Source organism: Microbulbifer sp. SE14 (genome assembly GCF_059834885.1).
In genome coordinates this window covers 17,313-37,167 of record NZ_JCBAJA010000015.1, presented here as the reverse complement: position 1 = coordinate 37,167, position 19,855 = coordinate 17,313, and the positions used below count along the sequence as shown (strand labels likewise).

At 61.9% G+C, this 19,855-nt stretch carries 16 protein-coding genes; 7 read left to right on the top strand and 9 right to left on the bottom strand.

Annotated elements, in window-relative coordinates; genetic code table 11:
- The first annotated feature begins 304 nt into the window (after window positions 1-304).
- The 3 genes from AC6R19_RS11975 (at window position 305) to AC6R19_RS11965 (ending at window position 3,000) form a co-directional block, all read left to right on the top strand.
- Window positions 305-1,450, top strand: a complete 1,146-nt coding sequence (locus AC6R19_RS11975) for a sigma-70 family RNA polymerase sigma factor (protein WP_500580051.1) — start codon at window positions 305-307, stop codon at window positions 1,448-1,450.
- A gap of 213 nt (window positions 1,451-1,663) precedes the next feature.
- Window positions 1,664-2,257 (top strand): acyloxyacyl hydrolase, encoded by a 594-nt coding sequence (locus tag AC6R19_RS11970; RefSeq protein ID WP_500580050.1) that lies wholly within the window; start codon window positions 1,664-1,666, stop codon window positions 2,255-2,257.
- 113 nt (window positions 2,258-2,370) lie between these two features.
- The gene (locus tag AC6R19_RS11965; RefSeq protein ID WP_500580049.1) at window positions 2,371-3,000 is read left to right on the top strand and encodes a glycosyltransferase; all 630 of its coding nucleotides are present in this window, start codon (window positions 2,371-2,373) and stop codon (window positions 2,998-3,000) included.
- Window positions 3,001-3,085: 85 nt separating this feature from the next.
- On the opposite strand, the gene AC6R19_RS11960 is transcribed toward AC6R19_RS11965, so the two are convergent.
- On the bottom strand, window positions 3,086-4,189 hold the full coding sequence (locus tag AC6R19_RS11960; protein ID WP_500580048.1) for a glycosyltransferase: 1,104 nt from the start codon (window positions 4,187-4,189) through the stop codon (window positions 3,086-3,088).
- A gap of 187 nt (window positions 4,190-4,376) precedes the next feature.
- On the opposite strand from AC6R19_RS11960, the gene AC6R19_RS11955 reads away from it, so the two are divergent.
- Both AC6R19_RS11955 and AC6R19_RS11950 read left to right on the top strand, forming a co-directional pair.
- Window positions 4,377-5,276 carry a TraB/GumN family protein gene (locus AC6R19_RS11955; protein ID WP_500580047.1) on the top strand — a complete coding sequence of 300 codons (900 nt, stop codon included), beginning with the start codon at window positions 4,377-4,379 and terminating at the stop codon, window positions 5,274-5,276.
- Window positions 5,277-5,405: 129 nt separating this feature from the next.
- Entirely contained in the window at window positions 5,406-6,677 is a 1,272-nt protein-coding gene (locus AC6R19_RS11950) for an OprO/OprP family phosphate-selective porin (RefSeq protein WP_500580046.1), read from the top strand.
- Between the two features lie 110 nt (window positions 6,678-6,787).
- Here AC6R19_RS11950 and AC6R19_RS11945 read toward each other — a convergent pair whose 3' ends face one another.
- Window positions 6,788-10,354, bottom strand: a complete 3,567-nt coding sequence (locus AC6R19_RS11945) for an indolepyruvate ferredoxin oxidoreductase family protein (RefSeq protein WP_500580045.1) — start codon at window positions 10,352-10,354, stop codon at window positions 6,788-6,790.
- Between the two features lie 270 nt (window positions 10,355-10,624).
- On the opposite strand from AC6R19_RS11945, the gene AC6R19_RS11940 reads away from it, so the two are divergent.
- Window positions 10,625-11,095 carry an Lrp/AsnC family transcriptional regulator gene (locus AC6R19_RS11940; protein ID WP_078085981.1) on the top strand — a complete coding sequence of 157 codons (471 nt, stop codon included), beginning with the start codon at window positions 10,625-10,627 and terminating at the stop codon, window positions 11,093-11,095.
- A 244-nt stretch (window positions 11,096-11,339) separates the two neighbouring features.
- Here AC6R19_RS11940 and AC6R19_RS11935 read toward each other — a convergent pair whose 3' ends face one another.
- Complete coding sequence (locus AC6R19_RS11935) at window positions 11,340-11,852, bottom strand: shikimate kinase (protein WP_500580044.1); 513 nt, start codon at window positions 11,850-11,852, stop codon at window positions 11,340-11,342.
- Window positions 11,853-11,902: 50 nt separating this feature from the next.
- On the bottom strand, window positions 11,903-12,625 hold the full coding sequence (locus AC6R19_RS11930) for an acyltransferase (protein WP_500580043.1): 723 nt from the start codon (window positions 12,623-12,625) through the stop codon (window positions 11,903-11,905).
- A gap of 114 nt (window positions 12,626-12,739) precedes the next feature.
- Between AC6R19_RS11930 and AC6R19_RS11925 the strand changes: the two genes are divergently transcribed.
- Window positions 12,740-13,357, top strand: coding sequence for a class I SAM-dependent methyltransferase (locus AC6R19_RS11925; protein ID WP_500580042.1), 618 nt, complete (start codon window positions 12,740-12,742; stop codon window positions 13,355-13,357).
- A gap of 209 nt (window positions 13,358-13,566) precedes the next feature.
- On the opposite strand, the gene AC6R19_RS11920 is transcribed toward AC6R19_RS11925, so the two are convergent.
- The 5 genes from AC6R19_RS11920 to AC6R19_RS11900 form a co-directional block, all read right to left on the bottom strand.
- Complete coding sequence (locus AC6R19_RS11920) at window positions 13,567-14,646, bottom strand: prenyltransferase/squalene oxidase repeat-containing protein (RefSeq protein ID WP_500580041.1); 1,080 nt, start codon at window positions 14,644-14,646, stop codon at window positions 13,567-13,569.
- Entirely contained in the window at window positions 14,643-15,419 is a 777-nt protein-coding gene (locus AC6R19_RS11915) for a class I SAM-dependent methyltransferase (protein ID WP_500580040.1), read from the bottom strand. The genes AC6R19_RS11920 and AC6R19_RS11915 overlap by 4 nt, the downstream gene beginning before the upstream one ends.
- Window positions 15,419-16,777 carry a glycosyltransferase family 4 protein gene (locus tag AC6R19_RS11910; protein WP_500580039.1) on the bottom strand — a complete coding sequence of 453 codons (1,359 nt, stop codon included), beginning with the start codon at window positions 16,775-16,777 and terminating at the stop codon, window positions 15,419-15,421. The genes AC6R19_RS11915 and AC6R19_RS11910 overlap by 1 nt, the downstream gene beginning before the upstream one ends.
- 389 nt (window positions 16,778-17,166) lie before the next feature.
- Window positions 17,167-18,021, bottom strand: a complete 855-nt coding sequence (locus AC6R19_RS11905; protein WP_500580038.1) for an OmpW/AlkL family protein — start codon at window positions 18,019-18,021, stop codon at window positions 17,167-17,169.
- A 317-nt stretch (window positions 18,022-18,338) separates the two neighbouring features.
- Window positions 18,339-19,724, bottom strand: coding sequence for a glutamine synthetase family protein (locus AC6R19_RS11900; RefSeq protein ID WP_500580037.1), 1,386 nt, complete (start codon window positions 19,722-19,724; stop codon window positions 18,339-18,341).
- Between the last annotated feature and the right edge of the window lie 131 nt (window positions 19,725-19,855).

Genomic DNA, 19,855 nt, shown 5'->3' with positions numbered 1-19,855 from the left:
CGCCAAATACTGCACGGAAATACGACCGGGCCCGCGCCGCCTACAGCGCGCCAGCGGGCGAGCCGGGCGGCTGCAGGCAAGCCGCTTCCATACTATCGATGTTCAGCTAATTTCCCCGACAGGAATCTTGTTTTAACTGCACTTTCGCCGACGTTCGCGCCTGAACAATAAAAACCCTCCAGTCAGACATAATCAGGCGTAGCCTTCTACATTCATCTATAGTCAAAATGAATCATGCGCCAAGCGGCCGCCCCGCCAAGGGCAGTTGCGGGCTTGTCACACAGCCAACAGAAGGTTTACGCAGTTGTCCCGAGAAAACTTTTACTCAAGGGATGAAGCATGGCTGAAGGACACAGACGAATCCCTCTCCGGGGCTCCCCTGGAAGAGGCCTCTGAAGACGCCGCCGACACCGAAGCAGACCTCAGCGAAGCGTCCGCAACGGAGGACAACGGTGCGGAAAGCGGCAGCACGCCGATGCAGAACTACCTCAGGCATCTGTACCGGCTGGAGCTGCTGACTCCGGAAGAGGAACACACCACCACCTGCCTGTTGCGGGAACTGGAGGACAAGCTGATCGCACTGCTGCAGAAGCGCGGCGTGGAACTGGTGGAACTGCGCAGTGAAGGCGTGGAACAGCGCGGCAGCACCGGTGCCTACGACCACGGCCTGATCATCGCCCGCGCCGAGGAACTGCTGGCGTCGGACAGGCTGCCGAAGCGCGACCGCAGTGCCATGCAGAGCCTGTTGCGGCGCTTCCGCGCGCAGCGCCAGAAACTGATCCAGTGCAACCTGCGCCTGGTGATCGCCATCGCCAAGCGCTTTCGCAATCCGTCGGTGCCCTTTATCGACCTGATCCAGGAGGGCAATGTCGGGCTGATGAAAGCCATAGAGCGCTTCAAGCCGCAAATGGGGTACCGCTTCTCCACCTACGCCTACTGGTGGATACAGCAGGAGATACAGCTGGCATTGCGCCGCAACGACGACCTGGTGCGCCAGCCCGCCAATGTGCAGGACGACCTGCGCGCCATCTACCGCGCCATCGGCGATGTGCGCGCCGACGGACTGCCCGCCTCCGACGAGAACCTGGCCAGGTACACCGGCCTGGACCTGGAGCGCATCCAGAGCCTGCTCAAGCTGCCCGGCCCCACCGGCTCCCTGGACGAACCCGTGGCCGAGGACCAGAGCAGCACGCGGCTGGACTATGCACCCGCGGACGAGCTCTACAACACCGATGAACTGGTCACCAGCCAGGAACTGGCGCAGCGCCTGCGCGAAGCAGTGGCGCGCCTGCCGGCGCGACAGCGAACGGTGCTGAACCTGCGCTACGGGCTCGGCTCCGATCACGACTGCTCCTTCCGCGTCATCGGCGAACAGTTGGGGCTCAGCCAGGAGCGCGCGCGACAGCTGCACTCGGATGCGCTGCGGCAGTTGAAGCGGCAGTGGCGGTAGCCAGTGGTCGGACTCCAATGCGAAGGCCTTGTTGTCGGGGGCCATTTGGGAAATGTTTGCCGAGGAGGCTTTTTCCCAAATGGCCACCGACAACAGGGCCGCCCAGGCCCCGGCTTAGTGCCACAGGGGTGAGTAATTATGATTAGCGCTTGTCTTCGGCGCAGATACCGCTAGGCTTAGGTACTGTTTCAACCCAGTATTAAGCGATATGCCATGCGCAGATTTTTTGCAGCAGCGCTGTTTCCCGCCGCGTCATTACCCCCCACTCTTCTGGTCTCCGCCATCCTCTGCGGCCTTTTTGCCACATCCCCTGCCCGCGCGGAACAGGAGTTTATCGTCAGCGCAGGCAAGGGACTCGGCGACGCGCTGATCCAGCAGCATTCCATTTCCGGCGCGGAGATGGCGGGAATCAACTACTCCTACCTCTTCTCCGAGTACGAGGGCGACCTCGGCCACTGGCAGTGGTGGGCCCAGGGCAGCTACTCCCATATGCGCCTGGACTATCGCGGCGACAACCAGCGTCAGAATATCGTTGAGCTGAAACCGGTATTGCGCTGGTACCCACAGCAGGACGCCTACGGCCTGTTCGGCGAAGCCGGCATCGGCGCCGCCTACCTGACCAACAAGGACTTCGGCGATATCCATCTCACAACCAAGCCCAATTTCGCCCTGCACTTCGCCGCCGGTTACCGGCTGCGCAGCGGCTTTATCCTGTCCCTGCGCTACAGTCATTTCTCCAACGCCTACACCAACACCCCCAACCCCGGCTTTGATTTTGCGTCGCTGAACGGGCATTTCACTTTCTGACGAATGGGGGCGATCGTTTTTTAAACACCAGGCGTCGCCAAACGGTCATATTTAAATCAAATTCCTGTAATAGCCGCCGCCCAAAATACCCCGTATAACAAAACGGGGGATCTATGAGCCTTAAAAGTTCGGCGTCACGGAGCGACAGTTGCGCGATTCCGCCCATCAGCTCCGCGCCCCACCCTGCCGCGGTTGAAATACATAGCCAGCAACCCGGACCGGAGACCGGCGGCGCCGGGATTCGCAGCATCTGCCATCTGATCGCCAGCCGTGAGCACGGCGGACTGGAAAAGCATGTGGCGGACCTGTCCCGCTGGCAGGCGCGCAACACCGATGCGCGTATCTCCGTGATCGCCCACCCGCGCTACCAGGGCACCCTAGACGAGCAGGTTCACTTCGTCCCCCTGAACACCGACCGCAGCCGCCACCACCCGACACTGATCTGGCGCCTGGCCAACCAGATCCGCGCCGGCGGATTCCAGATAGCCCACGGTCACGGCAGTAAATCGGCGCAGCTGTTGGCGGCTGTGCAAAAGTACACCGACGCCCGACAGGTGATCACCCGCCACAATGTCCGCCAGCCCCGCGACAAGCTCGCCAGCGCCTTCGACGCGCGCATCGCTGTGAGCCACACCGCGGTTGCCAACTCGCGTATTCACTGGAACATCATCTCTCTGGATGAACTCACCCTGGATAATATGGCACAGGCCACTTGGCGGGTTTACTTGCAACTGGTTTCCTGAATAGGGGTAGCTATTCGCCCCATCGGGACTCGGGAAAGCAACAGGGCAGCCCAGGCCTCTCTTATATAGACAAGGAGGCAACCGCTTACGCCGACTGGCAAAGATCTTCGTACACCGCCAGCGTCTGCGCCGCCGTATCCTCGTGGCTGAAGCCGCTGAATTGGATAGTTTGCGGCCTGTCGAGAATCTGCAGACTGGTTTCCACCAGCGCGTTCAAATCACCGCGCTCGACCAGCCCCTGGGGAAAACAGCGCTGTAACACCTCTGCCGGACCGCCGTCCCGGTAGGCGATTACCGGGCAGTTCATCGCCAGCGCCTCGGCGGCGATCCGGCCGTAGGGCTCCGGTCGCTCCGACAGGCTGTAACAGATCTGTGAGCTGGCGTAGAGTTCGCGCATATCCCGGCGCTCGCCGAGAAACAGCACCTTGCCGGAGAGCCCCAGGTCCAGCGCCATTTTTTCCAGTCTGCGCGCATATTTTTCCCCGCCCGCGTCCGGCGCGCCGACGATCAGGCCGAACACATCCTCCCGCAGTCGGGCAACGGCCGCCAGCATCTGCAGGAAAACCTGCTGCCCCTCCTCCGGCGCCAGGCGCGCAGGCATCAGCAGCCAGTGTTTACCCTCCAACTGCGGGTAGTCGTTGAGCAGGCGCAGCTGCCAGTGGCCGGAAACGGGCGCACTGCGATCGAACTCGCGGGTATTAACGCCGCGGTGGATCACCTGCGGCGGCCGCTGCAGCTTCTTACCGTAGAGCGCCTGCAGGGAATCCGCCACGCACTGGGAGACGGCGATCACCCGCTCCCCGGACGCCATGGCGGCGCCGTGGAAACTCTTGCGGTGGAAGCCGTACACCCCGGTGACCAGCCGCGGCCGGCCGGCTTCGGGCATGCCGCGCCAGGCGAGCCAGGTAATCCAGGCCGGTACCGGCGCGCGCGCATGCACCACGTCCGCCTGCAGCTCCGCCAGTAATCGCCGCAGGCGGCCGACCAGGCGCAGGGACCAGAGGGATTTCCTGTGCAGCGGCATCCGGATATGTCGGACGCCGCGCAAGGTGAGGCGCGGCACCAGTTCGCCGCCGTTGGAAATTACCGTGGCCTCGTGGCCGAACCGCACCAGCTCGCAGGCAAAATCCAATGTGCCGCGCGCCAACTCCCCCGAATCCAGCTCGGGCAATATTTGAACAATCCGCATAATTCCGGCTCGGTGCCTCAAGGCATTCTTGTCGTTGTCGCTCGGCATCTATTGTGCGGCATTCCGGCACCCCTGCCGAGTCGCAAAACGCCTTGTCCGTCACAGTTTTCATTTTTACCCGGAACTCGCGCCCCTTGAGGCCGCCGTTGTAAGATATCCGGACCACCCCGCAGCGGAGAGACCGCCAATGCAAAACATGAATCTGTTCAAATCACTGCAGTATCTGTTCATCGTCGCGCTGCTGCTCTATCCGGGCCTGGCCAGCGCAGAAAATGACAGGGGTCTCTTCTGGCTGGCGCAGAAGGACGGCCACAGCATTTACCTGCTGGGCTCGGTGCACCTGGCCACCGCCGACTTCTATCCCCTGCGCAAGCAGATACAGCAGGCCTACGCGGACAGCGATGCGCTGGTGGTCGAAGCCGATATTCTCGCCGCGGAAAGCGACCTGGCACTGCAGCAGCAGATCATGCGTGAATCCCTCTACCAGGGTGAGCGCAATCTGCGCGACGACCTGTCGCCGGCAGTTTACCGCCAGTTGCAGACCTGGCTGCAAGAGCGGCAGCTGCCGGAGCCGATGTTCATCCGCCAGCGCCCCGCCTTCGCCATGATCACCCTGAGCATGGTGGAGCTGCAGGCTCAGGGACTGGACCCCAACCTCGGGATCGACCGCCACTTCCTGAAAAAGGCAAAGCGGGATGGCAAACCCATAGTGGAACTCGAGGGCGTGCTGCAACAGCTGCAGTTACTGAACCAGCTGAAAAATCCCGACCTGCTAATGCAGCAGACACTGGAACAGCTGGGGGACATCCAGACCTTTGCGCCGCGGATGACCAACGCCTGGAAGAACGGGGACGCGGACGCCCTCTACAAACTGATCATTGCCGACGGCCTCGCCGAACACCCGGAATTCGAGCCGCTCTACGAGACACTGTTTTTCCGCCGCAACCGCGATATGGCCGACAGGATTGCCGGCGGCAGCGCGTCCCACAAATCCCAATTCGTCATTGTCGGCGCCGGCCACCTGGTGGGTGATAAAAGCGTGATCGAACTGCTGAAGAAAGCCGGCTATAAGCTCGAGCGCCTTTAACCCCGAACCCGATACCTCCGGCAGTTGCTGAAACCAATATTTAATACGGATTGTCGCGCCGGCAACTGCTAAACTCGAACTGCATCGTGTATGGAAACACTTGCAGGGTTGCTCACAGGGAGGCATCCAATGAACCGTTGCGCTTTTTTTTGCGCCCTGGCCGGCGCGGCATTGATTAGTCCGGCCTTCGCCGACCAGGCGGAAACCAAAGGCGGGTTGAAAATCACTTCGGATGATGGGAACTTCTCCGCCGAACTCGGCGGCCGCATCCACTTCGACACCTACCTCTTCGACCGGGATATCGAAGATCCCGTGAGCACCACCGAATTCCGTCGTGCGCGCCTGGCCATGAAGGGCAACCTGTGGAAATGGGAATACAAGCTGGAGCGGGATTTCGCCTCCGGTGGCACCGGTGGCCTGCGCGACGTTTATATCGCCACCAAGGTACTGGGCGGTAAACTCACCATCGGCAACTTCAAGCCCTACCGCTCCATGGAAGAGCTGACCAGCTCCAATGAAATCACCATGATGGAGCGCTCCTTTGCCACCGCCAGCGGCATCTACGCCGACCGCTCCCGCCAACAGGGTGTCGGCTGGCATAAATACTGGGATTGCTACACCTTCGGTATTGCGGGCTTCAACCTGCGCGATCCCGGCGGCCCGCGCAACGAGGGCCTGGGTGCCGCCGGGCGCTTTACCTGGGCGCCCATCAACGACGAGATCAGCACGCTGCACTTCGGCATTTCCGGCAGCCACGAGAACGCCAACCGCGATTCCGACCCGATCGCAGCCGATGTCAGCTACGCCGGCCGCCGCGGCCCCGACCAGCTGATCGCGCTGACACCGGGCGACAGGGACTTTTTCTTTGACGATTTCGAGGACGAATTTTTCTTTGGCGAGCAGGGCGGCAGCGTGAGCATCGCGGGAGTGGAGCTGGCCGGTACCTACGGCCCCCTGTATGCGCAGGCCGAGTACGCCTACGGGGACTTCGACGGGGATTATTTCCTGTCCGAGACAGTGTTCGAGGATTTCTTCAACGACCCGCCGACATTTGCCTGTGATCCGGTGACCGGCTGCTTTATCGGCGACCAGGATGTGCGGGCCTGGTACATCATGGGCAGCTGGATGATCACCGGGGAACACAAGCCCTACGACAGCAAGAAGGGCGTGTTCAAGTCCGCCAAGCCACGCAGTGGCTGGGGCGCCTGGGAGCTGACTGCGCGCTACCAGACCATCGAAAACAAGGATATTTCCGATCTGGAAGCGAGTAACGTCACGCTGGGGGTCAACTTCTATTTCAACCCGCGCGTGCGCTTTATGCTCAATGTGGTATTGGGTGACGACGACTTTACCGGCGACGAGACCAACCAGCTGGCGTTTCGCGCCCAGGCGAGCTGGTAACCCCGGTAACGGGAAAATACTGTAGGAGCGGCCGTTGGCCGCGATCGAGCTATCCGGATAACCCCGGACATCGATCGCGGCCAACGGCCGCTCCTACATGGTGAATAGGCTCAGCCAACCTGCTGGGCCTTGGCCGGATCGAAGACCTCGACCGGTGTCGAACCGTTCAGATCCACAGCCGGGTTCTCGAAGCGCAGCAGCGCCGCGTCCCGCTGCTTCCTCGCCCGCTCGAGGCTGGCATCCTTGACCAGGCCGTAGCCGCGAATCGCATCCGGGTAGCTGAGCAGCTCTATGGCGGCGGCGTGGTTCTCGGCGTTCAGTTCGCCGATCACCTTGTCCACCAGTTGCTCGTACTCGCCGATCAGGGCGCGCTCCATCCTGCGCTCGGCGGTGTAGCCGAAGATGTCCAGAGGCGTGCCGCGCAGGACTTTCAGTTTCGCCAACAGGCCGAAGGCCTTGTACATCCAGCCTCCAAACTTGAGCTTGCGCGGACGGCCCAGGGCCTTGTCGAAGGGCGCGATCAGCGGCGGCGCCAGATTGAATTCCAGTTCGAAGTCACCGGAGAAATTTTCCCGCAGCGCCCTGGCAAACTGGCCGTCGGTGTAGAGGCGGGCCACCTCGTACTCGTCCTTGTAGGCAAGCAGCTTCGCGTAGTAGCGCGCGACCACTTCCGCCAGCGCCTCGCTGCCGGGCACCTTGAGGATTTCCGCCGCCTTCACCCTGTCCACCAGGGCGCGGTAGCGGCGCGCCAGTTCGGCGTTCTGGTAGCCGGTCAGGTGCTCGACCCGGTGCGCGACAACCTCTTCCAGATCCCGCGGCAGCTCAATGGCTTTCTCGTCCCGCGCCAGCAGCGCGTCCAGGCCCTCGCGGTTGGCGGCGGCCAGGCGGCCGGCGGCGAAGCCCTGCAGGTTGCCCTCGACGGCCACGCCATTCAGTTCTATCGCCTGCAGCAGGGATTCCTGCCCCAGGGGCAACAGGCCTTTCTGCCAGGCGAAGCCGAGCATGAAGATGTTCGCGGCCAATGTGTCGCCCAGGGCGGCACTGGTGAGCTTGTGGGCCTCTACCGCCTCCACTTCCTTCACCGCGCCGCTCAGGGTATCCAGCACCGCCTGCGGCGAGTGCACGTCCTCGCGACCCAATACAGAGGCCGCGGTGGGGCTCAGGTGGGTGTTCACGACGGCGCGGCTGTGGGTCTCGTCCAGCTTGGCCAGGCAGGCCTGCAGGTTACCGGCGGCGATCAGGTCGCAGGCCATCAACGCATCGGCGCGGCCATCGGAGATGCGCACTGCCTGCAGGGCCGCAGGCGTCGCGGCAAAGCGCACATGGGAGTAGACCGCCCCGCCCTTCTGCGCCAGGCCAGTCTGGTCCAGGGTGCTGCTGGCCTTGCCCTCGATATGGGCAGCCATCGCCAACAGCGCGCCTATGGTCACCACGCCGGTGCCGCCGACGCCGGTCACCAGCAGGTTATAGGGTTCGTTCAAGCCGGGCAGCTGCGGCAACGGCAGCTTGTCTGCCTCGGTACGCAGCACGTCGCCGACGCCTGCGCGCTTGGCCAGCCTGCCCCCCTTGACGGTAACGAAGGACGGACAGAAGCCGTTCACGCAGGACATATCCTGGTTACAGCCGGTCTGGTTGATGCGGCGCTTGTCGCCAAGGGCGGTATCGACCTTCTCCACCGCGATGCAGCTGGACTGCTGCACACAATCGCCGCAGCCCTCGCATACCCGCTCGTTGATAAACGGGCGCCCCTCAGCCTTGGGTAACAGGCCGCGCTTGCGCTTGCGGCGCAGTTCGGTAGCACAGGTCTGGTCGTAGATGATGACGGTGCAGCCTTCGGTCTCTCTCAGCTCTTCCATCACCACCGGCAGGTGGTCGCGGTGGCGGATTTCCACCTCGCTGGGGAATGTCAGGGCGCCCCTGTACTTGTCCGGATTGTCCATCACCAGCACGACTTTGCGCACACCTTCCGCCAGCACCTGGCGGCAGATCATGTCCGGCGCCAGTTCGCCGTCGTGGGGCTGGCCGCCGGTCATGGCCACGGCGTCGTTGAACAGAACCTTGTAGGTGATGTTCACCTTGGCCGCGACAGAGGCGCGGATGGCGAGGATACCGGAATGGAAATAGGTGCCGTCGCCCAGGTTCACGAACACGTGTTTTTCGCTGGTAAAGGGCGCCTGGCCGACCCAGTTGACGCCTTCGGCGCCCATCTGGGTAAAGGTGTAGGTCTCGCGGTCCAGCCACTGGGCCATATAGTGACAGCCGATGCCGGCCAGGGCGCGGCTGCCTTCGGGCACCTTGGTGGAGCGGTTGTGCGGACAGCCGGCGCAGAACATCGGCAGTCGCGACACGCTGGAACCGGCCTGCTCGGAAATGCGTTCCGCCAGGGCGTTGAGACGCATCAGCCGGTGCCTGGCGCGCTCGCCCAGTTTTTCATTACCCAGTATTTTGCCCAGCACCTGGGCAATAATCGCCGGCGACAGCTCGCCGTACATCGGCATCAGCGGGCGGTCGTTCTCGTCCACCTTGCCGAGGATGCGCGGGAAGTGCGGGTCCTGCTGGTGCACGTTGTACAGCTCTTCTTTCAGCTGCACTTCCATCAGGCTGCGCTTTTCCTCCAATACCAGCAGTCCGTCCAGGCCGCGGGCGAACTCCCGGATGCCAGGCACGTCCAGCGGGTAGGTCATGCCCACCTTGAGTATGCGGATGCCCAGCGCCTTCGCCTTCTGCTCGTCTATGCCCATATCCTCGAAGGCCTGCATCAGGTCCAGGTGCGCCTTGCCGGTAGTGACGATACCCAGGCTCGCGCCCGGGTTTTCCAGCACTACCTTGTTCAGCTTGTTGGCGCGGGCAAAGGCCAGGGCCGCCGGGCGCTTGTAGCGCCACAGGCGTTCTTCCTGCTCCAGCGGATTGTCCTGCTTGCGAATATTCAGGCCGCCCTCGGGGCGCTCTATCTCCGGATAGGAAAACTGCACCCGCTCCGGGTCCACCTCGACGGTGGCCGAGCTGTCCATGTTTTCCGCCAGGGTGATCATCGCCACCCAGCAGCCGCTGAAGCGGGACAGCTCCAGGCCGTAGTGGCCGTAGTCCAGCACCTCCTGCACGGTGGCCGGGTTCAGCACCGGGATATGCATATCCACGAAGGCGAACTCGGACTGGCCGGGATAGGAGGAGGACTTGCAGCCGTGGTCGTCACCGGCGACGATCAGGGCACCGCCCTTGGGTGAGGATCCGGCCGCATTGGCGTGGCGGAAGGCATCGCAGGAGCGGTCCACACCCGGGGTCTTGCCGTACCAGATGCCGCAGACGCCATCCACCTCGGCACCCTCGAACAGGCCCACCTGCTGTGAGCCCCAGACGGCGGTCGCCGCCAGCTCCTCGTTGACGCCGGGCTGGAAGCGGATATTGTACTCGTCGAGCAGTTTTTTCGCGCGGGACAGCTGCTGGTCGTAACCGCCCAGGGGGGAACCGCGGTAACCGGAAATAAAAGTGGCAGTGTTGAGGCCGCGGGATTTGTCCATGCGCATCTGGTCGATGGGCAGGCGCACCAGGGCCTGGATGCCCGACAACAACACGCGCCCCTTGAGGGTGGTGTAGCGATCGTCCAGGGAGACCTGCTTGACTAGGCCCTTCTCCGGGGACCGGGCCGCGCCCTGCGCACCACTTACTTTTTCACTCATACACGCCTACTTCCGCTTATCTATCCAGTTCGAAACTACTTTCGGACTATTGGTCATTATTCTTTCGGCTTTACTGCCACCAGTCGTCGGCAGAGTGTAATCACCCAGCTCCGGGGGAACGGGCTGCACAAAAACATAGAATCTGCGACGGACTGGCCAGGGTCATACTAGTGCGTTAAGCGCAATAGAGCATTGCTTTATTTACGTATATGTGCGTAAAATTATGATAGAAATCTCGATCAGAACAATTTTTGTAGGATAGGAGTTTATATGAAGCGTTCGACAGACCTGGACGATTTTGACCGCAAGATTCTGCGAGCGCTGCAGGAGAACGCCGATTATTCCATGGCGGAACTCGGAGACAAAGTGGGTCTGTCCCACACTCCCTGCTGGCGCCGGATAAAACGCCTGGAGGCTGAAGGCATCATCCGCGGCCGCGTCACCCTCCTCGACCCCCGAAAACTCGACCTCGGGGTCACAGTATACTGCTATGTCACCATTCACAACCACGACGAAGAGTCCCTGAACAGCTTCGAGTCGGCGGTACAGGACGTACAGGAAGTGGTGGAATGCTACTCCACCAGCGGTGACAAGGACTATGTGCTGCGCGTGGTGGTGGACAGCGTCGAGCACTACGAGCAGCTGCTGAAGCGCTCGCTGGTGCACCTGCCCAATGTGGCCTCGGTCAATTCCACCTTTGCGTTGAAGCAGGTTAAGTACACTACGCAGTTGCCGCTTTGATTTCGGGACTCGGGACTCGGGACTCGGGACTCGGGACTCGGGACTCGAAAAGAATAACTGAACCATACGAAGGCCCCTGCTACCGGGAGTCGTTCGAGAGACGTTTGCCGATGGGGCTGTTGAACGAACGGCTACCGGTAGCAGGGCCGCCCTGGAACTGGCTACAGGAGTCGAGGCTCGAGTGCCGCCGGCAAGCAAGGGCGAACACAAGGTTCGCCCCTACGGGCCAATTTCCGGGTAGCGGTTAGTTCAGCGTTTTTAATTCCTGCAGCACCTGATCCAGTACCTGCTGTAAATTCCGATCATCACAGTTAACGGTGATATCCGCGTACTTGCGGTACAGCGCCTGGCGCTCGGCGAACAGTGCCTCGAAGGACTGCCCCGGCGCCTTGGCGATGCCGCGGCTCTCGTAGTTGTGAATGCGCCGGCGCAATTCATCCGCGGAGCAGTTCAGGAAGACCACCGGGCCGAAGCGCTGCAGGTTCGCCATCCCCTCCTCGCTGTACACGACACTGCCGCCGGTGGCGATGACGTGATTGGGCAGGTCGGCATCGGCGATCACCTCCCCCTCGATGCGGCGCAGGTTCAGGTAATCACTCTCGTCCATGATTTCCTGCAGGGTCTTGCCCTCGCGCAGCTGGATCAGCACATCGGTGTCGACGAAATCCAATGCCAGCTCCTTGGCCAGCAACACCCCCAGGGTACTCTTGCCGGCGCCCGGCATGCCTATCAGGACAATACTTTTGTGTTTTTTCATTTCGTTATTTTATTACTGCTACTGCAAACAGTCAGTTACCACTGAAACCTTCAGTCGCCCCGGCGGGGTATCAACAGCGAGCGCAACCAGCCCCAGAGCGAATTGCCGTCCAGCAGCATCCGGTCCAGCTCGTCCATATTGTGGGCCTGGCGGAAAGCGTCGGCAAACAGGGCCTCCCGGGTGATCATACGCCGGCGGGGGTTGATCTTCTTGATTTCGTGGGCGGGGTTACCGGCTACGATGGTATTGCCGGGCACGTCTTTTGTCACCACACTGCCGGCCCCGACCACCGAGTTATCCCCGATGGTGACCCCCTTGCAGATAATTGCGCCGTCCCCCACCCAAACGTTGTTGCCGAGGCGCACCGGCGACGTGCAGCGAAAGGGCCGGGTGCGATTGTAGAGGCCGTGCCAGTCCGAATCGGAAATATATACATTGGCCGCAATCATACAGGCGTCGCCGATGGTGATCGATTCCGCCGCGGAGATGCGCACGCCCGGGGAAATCAACACATAGTCACCGACAGTGATAAACGCATCGCCGCCCTTGTGGCCGAGGGTGGTAAAGCGGATACAGTTGTCCGGCGTCGAGATCAGGTGCGGATAATCGCCCAGGCGAATATTCCTGCCGAATACCTGCACGGATGTGGGGTCCATGACTTCCGGTTCCACGCCGACGGCGTCGAATTGAGGCAGCAGAAAGTAGCGGGTGCGCCACTTCCGGAATCGCAGCAACCAGTGTTTCAACCAATAGGGACGATGATCCTTGCGCATTTATCCTGACCGATTCACTGACTTTCTTTACAGCGGAAACAAACCATTACTGCAATTGCATTTCCACAGCCTGCGGTTTACTGTTTGGGCCACTAAAAAAACGAGCCGTATTCCATGTCTCTCAAGCTGCCAATCGATATTCACAGCATCAAGGGTTTTCTCGCTGCCCACGAGGGCGAGGCTCTCTATCACCTGGCTGCTGAAGCCAGCGACCTGGGTCCCTGCCTGGAAGTGGGCAGCTACTGCGGAAAATCCACCCTCTATATCGCCTCGGCGTGCAAACTGATGGACAGCGTATTGTTTGCGGTGGATCACCACCGCGGCTCCGAGGAGCACCAGCCGGGCGAGGAGTACCACGACCCGGAACTCTTCGACAAGCGCGCCCAGCTGATGGACAGCTTCCGCACCTTTCGCGCCAATATCCGCGCGGCGCAGCTGGAGGACTGGGTGGTACCCGTAGTCGCGCCCTCCTCGGTGGCGGCGCGCTGCTGGAATACACCGCTCGGCCTGGTATTTATCGACGGCGGCCACTCGCTGGAGGCGGCGATGACCGACTATCGCTGCTGGTCCCGCCACATAGTTCCCGGCGGCTACCTCGCCATTCACGACATTTTCCCCGACCCCGCCGACGGCGGCCAAGCCCCCTACGATATCTACAAGCTGGCCCTGGCTTCCGCCCAGTTCGAGCTGGTGGAGACCGTCGACACTCTCGGCATACTGCGCAGGATCTGAGCACCGCCAATTTTTTGGCTTCGATCAGGCCCTGCTGCCGGTGGCCATCCGGGAAAAAGCCTCATCGGCAAATATTCCCGGATGGCCACCGGCAGCAGGGCCTGGCACTGTGCCTGCAAATCAACCCAGCGCTTTCGCCACCGGATCTGAAAAAGTTAGCCCAATGCGAAGGACCTTTTCCCGGGAAACCACCGGTAACAGGCCCGCCCCTATCCCTCACTGAGCGCCACTCGCGCCGGTTCCGGCAGCAGCCGCACCGAAGTAAACAGTTCACTCGCCGGCGTCAGCCCCGCCAGGGCATCCGCCGCCAGCAGCATGGCCCCAACCGTCCAGGTAGTCTTCTCCTCCGGCCAGATGGCCTTGTCCCGGTACACATAGCCGGTCCAGTAGCCGCCGTCCCTGTCCTGCCAGCGGTGCAATCCGCGGTAGAGTTTCGCCGCGCGGCTGCGATCTCCCGCTGCCAACAGCGCCATGGTCAGTTCACAGGACTCCGCCACTGTCACCCAGGGCTCGTCGTTGACGCAGCGGCAGCCGAGGCCGGCCACGACAAACTCATCCCATTTTTTCTGCAGTCGCACGCGGGCCGCGCTGCCGGAAAACACACCGGCCAGTACCGGGTAAAACCAGTCCATCGAGAAACGCGCCTTGCTCTCCCAGGTGCGATCGAAGCGCTGCGGCTTTTCCCGCAGGGCCCTGCCGAGCTCCGCCCTGGCTTCCAGCCAGCGCGGGCGGGAATAACCGAGACTGTGGGCGATATTGACGGCGCACTCGAGGCTCTTGTGAATGGAGGAACAGCCGGTAATCAGCGCGTCCTCCTTGGGCTGTCCTTCACCATCGACGGCCCAGTGAATGTCGCCGTGTTCCGTCTGCAGGCCGAGCACAAATTCCACCGCGCGCTCGACTGTCGGCCAGTAGCGCTGCAGGAAACCGTCGTCGCCGGTGATCCGGTAGTGGTGCCAGATTCCCGTGGCAACATAGGCGACAAAATTGCTCTCGCGGCGCTCACAGTTGTGCACCTCGCCATCCTTGTAGGCCGCCCACCAGCTGCCATCGGACAGCTGGATATCCGCCAGCCAGCGGTAGGCCCTTTCCGCCGCGGTGAGCTCGCCGGCGATGCTGAGTCCCATGGCCGCCTCCACATGATCCCAGGGATCCGCGTAGTGGCCGTCGAACCATGGAATAGCGCCATCAGCCCGCTGCCGCGCGAGGATATAGTCCGCGCTGTCGCGTACAAAGCCGTCCGGGAAGAGCGCCGCGGTGGACAGGGAGGGAATGGCTAGATCGTTCAAGACAGGGCCTCCGCCGCAACTGCCGGCGCCGCAGGCGATATCTCCGCGCCCCCCGCCTCGACAGGTGCTCGCGGCTTGACAAAATACAGGACGATACTCTTGCCCAGCAACGGATTCAGCAGCCTTTCCAGCATTCGGGTAAACCGCGGTTTCTGCATCAGGTCCCACACCAGCAACCTGTGGTAGGCTGCCAGCAGGCGGGACTCCGGCCTGTGCCAGAGCAAGCATTTCAGCCACCAGTAGGGAGCGTGCAGCGCGTGGGCCTTGTGGCGGGAAAAATACCGGTGGCCCAGCTTCTCGATACTGGCGCGCAGTTCGCGCTCGCGAAAAATGCGGATATGGCCGCCCTCCACCTGATGGTATTCATCGCTGAGGCGCCAGCAGACCCACTCGGGGAAGAACGCCGGCACACTCGCGGCAAAAATACCCGCGGGCTTCAGCACCCGATCGATTTCCATCAGTACCGACCGGTAATCCTCGATATGCTCCAGCACCTCGGAACAGACCACGACATCGAAGGTATTGTCGGCAAAGGGCAGCTGCAGTCCGTCGGCGACCCCGAGCAGCAGGCGCCCGGGCACTTCTTCCTGTTCGACAAAGGGCGCAGCGCGCTCGCAGGCAGTGCGCACATCGGCGATACTCAGGTCCACGCCGATGATATCCACCGCCTCGGAAATCCACAGATGGATCGCGTGACGTCCCTCGCCACAACCCAGGTCCAGCACTCTCTGCCCCGGCTGCAGATTCAGCCTCTGCGGATCCACCGTAATCATCAGGCCGCCTCCGCGCCGTTTTCGCCGGAGGTCTGCATGCGCCGCTGGGGCAGCGGTTCGACGTTTTTCTGCCCCAGGATCTCCCGGTAGTAATCCACCAGGCGTTCCGCCGCCAGGCGCCAGGAAAACTGCTGCTCTATACGGGCCCTGCCCTTTTCTTCGAGCGACGCGCGCAGCGCGCCGTCGGCCAGCAGCTTTTGCAGCGCCTGCGCCAGCGCCCCGCTGTCCCCGGCGGGCACCACTATGCCCGCATCGCCAACCACTTCCGGCAGTGCACCGCCATCACTGGAGATGACCGGCACGCCGCAGGCCATAGCCTCACCCGCGGGCAGGCCGAAACCCTCGTAGAGCGAAGGGCAGACCACCACACTCGCACTCGCGTAGTATTCCACCATCTGCTGGCTGGAGATTCCGGAAACGAACTGCACCGAATCCTGCAGCTGCAACTGGTGCAGCAGCTGTTCCGTGGCACCGCCCTCCTGCAGGCGGCCCACCACCAGCAGCTCGAGCCCGGCCAGACTTTCGCGCAACTGGGCCAGCGCGTGTAACAGGAAGCGCAACCCCTTGAGCGGCTGGTCGGCGGAGGCGGTGGTCATGATGCGCAGCGGCCTGCGCTCGATATGGGCCTGGGGTTTGAATACGCTTGTGTCTATGCCGTTGTAGATCAGCTGTATCTGCTCGGGCTGCACACCGAACTGCTCGACGATATCCCGCTCGGACTGGCGCGATACGGTGACGATGTGCCGCAGTCTCCTCGCCACCTTGATCTGCATATTCAGGAAACTGTGCCAGCGGCGCACCAGCAGCCGATAGCGCCAGTCCGGCGCCGCATCCAGGGCCAGCTGGCGGTCGCGGGTAATCGGGTGATGGATGGTGGCGACAACCGGCAGGCCGCTCTTTTCGATATCCAGCAAACCGTAACAGAGGGACTGGTTGTCGTGCACTATGTCGTAGTGACGCCCGTGCCTGCGCAGGTACTTGGCCGCGCGCCGGCCGAAGGTATAGGGCTCGGCGAAGCCGCCGCTGAGCTTGGTCCACCACTCGAAGAAATCGGTCCAGGACAACAGGTGCCGGAGTCGCAGCGCGCGGGTCGGGTTTTCAACCTCGAACAGGTTCAGCCCCGGCATTTTGATCAGCTTTACCCGCGGATCCAGTTCCGGGTAGGGCTGGCCGGAAATGACATCCACCGAGTGGCCGGCCTCGACCAGCGCCTTGCTCAGGTAGTGGAGGTAGACCCCCTGCCCCCCGCAGTAGGGATGGCTGCGATAGCCCAGCAGGCAAATTTTCAGTGGCCGCGGCGCCGCGACCGATGGACCGTCTGTACAATTCCCCTCTCTACCCTTGCCCGAGGCGGTCATAACTTCCCCATTTGCGTTGTTCTGGTGCCGGTGGCTGGCAAAAGCGAAGAATACACTGGCGCGGAAATGACTGCCAGGCAGAAATGGTTCACATTAATCACTCGGGCCATCCATGGCCCTCGCCCTTCGGGCAGCCTTCGGCTGTGCTGAACGGCTATCCTGCCGTTTAGTCACTCGGGCCATCCATGGCCCTCGCCCTTCGGGCAGCCTTCGGCTGCGCTGAACGGCTATCCTGCCGTTTAGTCACTCGGGCCACCCATGGCCCCCCGCCCTTCGGGCAGCCTTCGGCTGCGCTGAACGGCTATCCTGCCGTTTTGTGACACACTTGTAGCTCATACAAAAAAGGCAGGTGGGAGGCCCCACCTGCCTGTGGCTGTAAACGGGACTGCCTAGAAACTGAACCTGTAGCCGACTCCCAGGTTGAACATCCAGGGATCGAAATCCATCTCATCGCGGATGCGCACCGGCAGGAATACGCTAGCGCCAAATCCGGGCGGCAGCGTCTCCGTGTCGAAGCCCAGCTCCAGATCCGGCTCCGAGTCCACATACATCACAGAGGCGTTGATCTGCCAGCCGTTGTTGCGACCGAAATTGAAATCCACACCCAGCTGCGCGGTCCAGCTGAAATCGCTGCCGAGCCTCACAAGACCAAAACCATCGCCGAATTCGTCACGGAATACCGGCCGCAGAAAATCGCCCTCAAAATCGACGTAGCTGACGCCGATACCCACATAGGGCTGGATCAGGCAGGTCGGGCTGAGCGGATACCAGTTCGCGTACAGGCTGGTAATGTAGCTGTCGAAATCACCGATACCCTGGGAGAAAGAGCCGAAAGCAGCGCCTCCTGTACTCGCGACGGAAGTGAGCGTGGCGTCGAGATTGGCATCAGCATTGAAGTACAGCTCCACCCCGAAGTGCTCTATCGGCAGCCATACGCCACTGATATACCAGGTGGTATCATCATCCAGGTCAACGCTGGTAAATACATCTACCGGCACCACCTCATCAATATCTTCGGTGGACGGGTCGTCGACGACGAAGAACTGGGTACCTTCAAAGACTTCCTCATCATCACTCGGCTCCACAAAGGAAGCACCGACGCGCACCATGACGGTCCCGGCTGTGTAAATTCCCTGGGGCGGAGCCTGTACGGGATATCCGGAGGGGCCCGCCAGGGCCAGCTGAGCGGCGAGGCCGGCGTAACCCGCCAGTGCCACGGGGATTAGGAGGGACTTCAATCTCATGGGGTAACTCCTTGTAACGCTGAAAAGCTCCTTCGCCGCAGTTGCGGTTACTTCCAGTATAGGTGGGCTTTTTCAACATGCAGCAAGGCGTACCAATTACCCAGCGGATTTGAGGAAAGAAATTCCGACAAACTGCTTTTAGCAAAAAAAATGCCCGCCAGTTGGCGGGCCAGTTTTCTCGAACACACTTTCAGGAGGAGAGTCTAAGCGCGTTACGCGCTTAGAATAAGGTATAGCAAGGATTGCCACTCCCTGCTGACACTGTCGCCAAAGCCATTGAATTGCCGGGGCAGACAGCGCCAGGGTTCCACGAAAGACTACACCCGGTGCAAGTAACTCTGGTATTCCACATCGGTGACGCGCGCGCCTATCTCCGCCAGCTCCTGGCGCTTCAACAGCAGGAACAGGTCGATAAAGCGCGGATCCAGGTACTCCCGCCACAGCGCACTCTCCTCGAAGCGCTTCAGCGCGCCGCTCCAGGTGTTGATCAACTGCTCGCTCTCCACCTGGTAGGCGTCGCCCTCCACTGGAGCCGGCGGCTCCAGTTTGTTCTCGATACCGTGGCAGACGCCGGCGAGAATCGCCGCCAGCACCAGGTAAGGATTCACATCGGCGCCGGCGATGCGGTGCTCGATGCGGCGCGCCTCCGGGTTGCTGGCCGGAACACGCAAGGTGGTGGTGCGGTTGTCGTAGCCCCAGCAGAGGTTGAGCGGCGCGTGGGAACTCTCCTGGAAGCGCCGGTACGAGTTGCTGTGGGGAGCGAAGAAAGCCATCGCATCGTTGGCGGTGGCCAGCATGCCGGCGGCGGCGTAGCGCAACAGATCGGAGCCCTGCTCGCTGCCGTCGTCGAAGACATTCTTGCCACTGTCATCGATCAGGCTCAGGTGCACGTGCATGCCGTTGCCGGCCTGGTCGCCGAAGGGCTTGGCCATGGTGCTGACGCGCAGGCCGTGGCTGCGCGCGACGCCCTTCAACAGGCGCTTGAACAACAGTGTCTGGTCGGCGACTTTGACCGGGTCGGCGCTGTGCAGCAGGTTGATTTCGAACTGCCCCGGCGCGCATTCGGACAGGATCGAATCCGCGGGGATGCCCTGCGCCTCACAGGCGGCGCGCACATCGGCAAAGAAGTGGCGCTGGGCGTCCAGTTCCGACAGGTCGTAGACGTCGGTGGACGGCACCAGCTCGGCGTCGTTGTCGCTGACTGGGCGCGGCCGCTCCAGGTGATCCACCTCTTCTTTCAGCAGGTAGAACTCCAGTTCGGTAGCGCAGACGGCGGTGTAGCCCAACCTCTTCAGCCTTGCGACCACCCGCTGCAACTGGGTGCGCGGATCGGCGTAGAGAGGCGAGCCATCCGCCTCGTGCAGCTGCATATGCAATTGCGCAGTCTGCTCCCGGTGCCAGGGCGCCAGGCAGATGGGCGATACCGGGATGCAGATACCGTCGCTGTCGCCGCTGGCGAATACCAGCGGGCTGTTTTCGATATCCCGCCCCCAGATATCCAGGCTGGCGGCACTGCGCGGCATCTGCAGGCTGCCCTTCAGCAGCTTCTCCGCAGAATCCGCCGGCAGCCACTTGCCGCGGGGCACCCCGTTGATATCGAACATAAAGCCCTCGACCCATTTCAGGTCGGGGTGTTCGCCCAGGAACTTGCGCGACTGTTCGAGCAGTTCCGGCGGCGGTATGAATTCTTTCTCTGTAGACATAAATTGCCTTTAGCGGGATCCCGAATCCCGGGCCCGTTGATGTTTCCGTGGCGGCCCTGCTGCCGGTGGCCGTCCGCTCAACAGCCTCATCGGTCTGTTTACCAGCCGCGGGCGCTTTTCACGGACGGCCC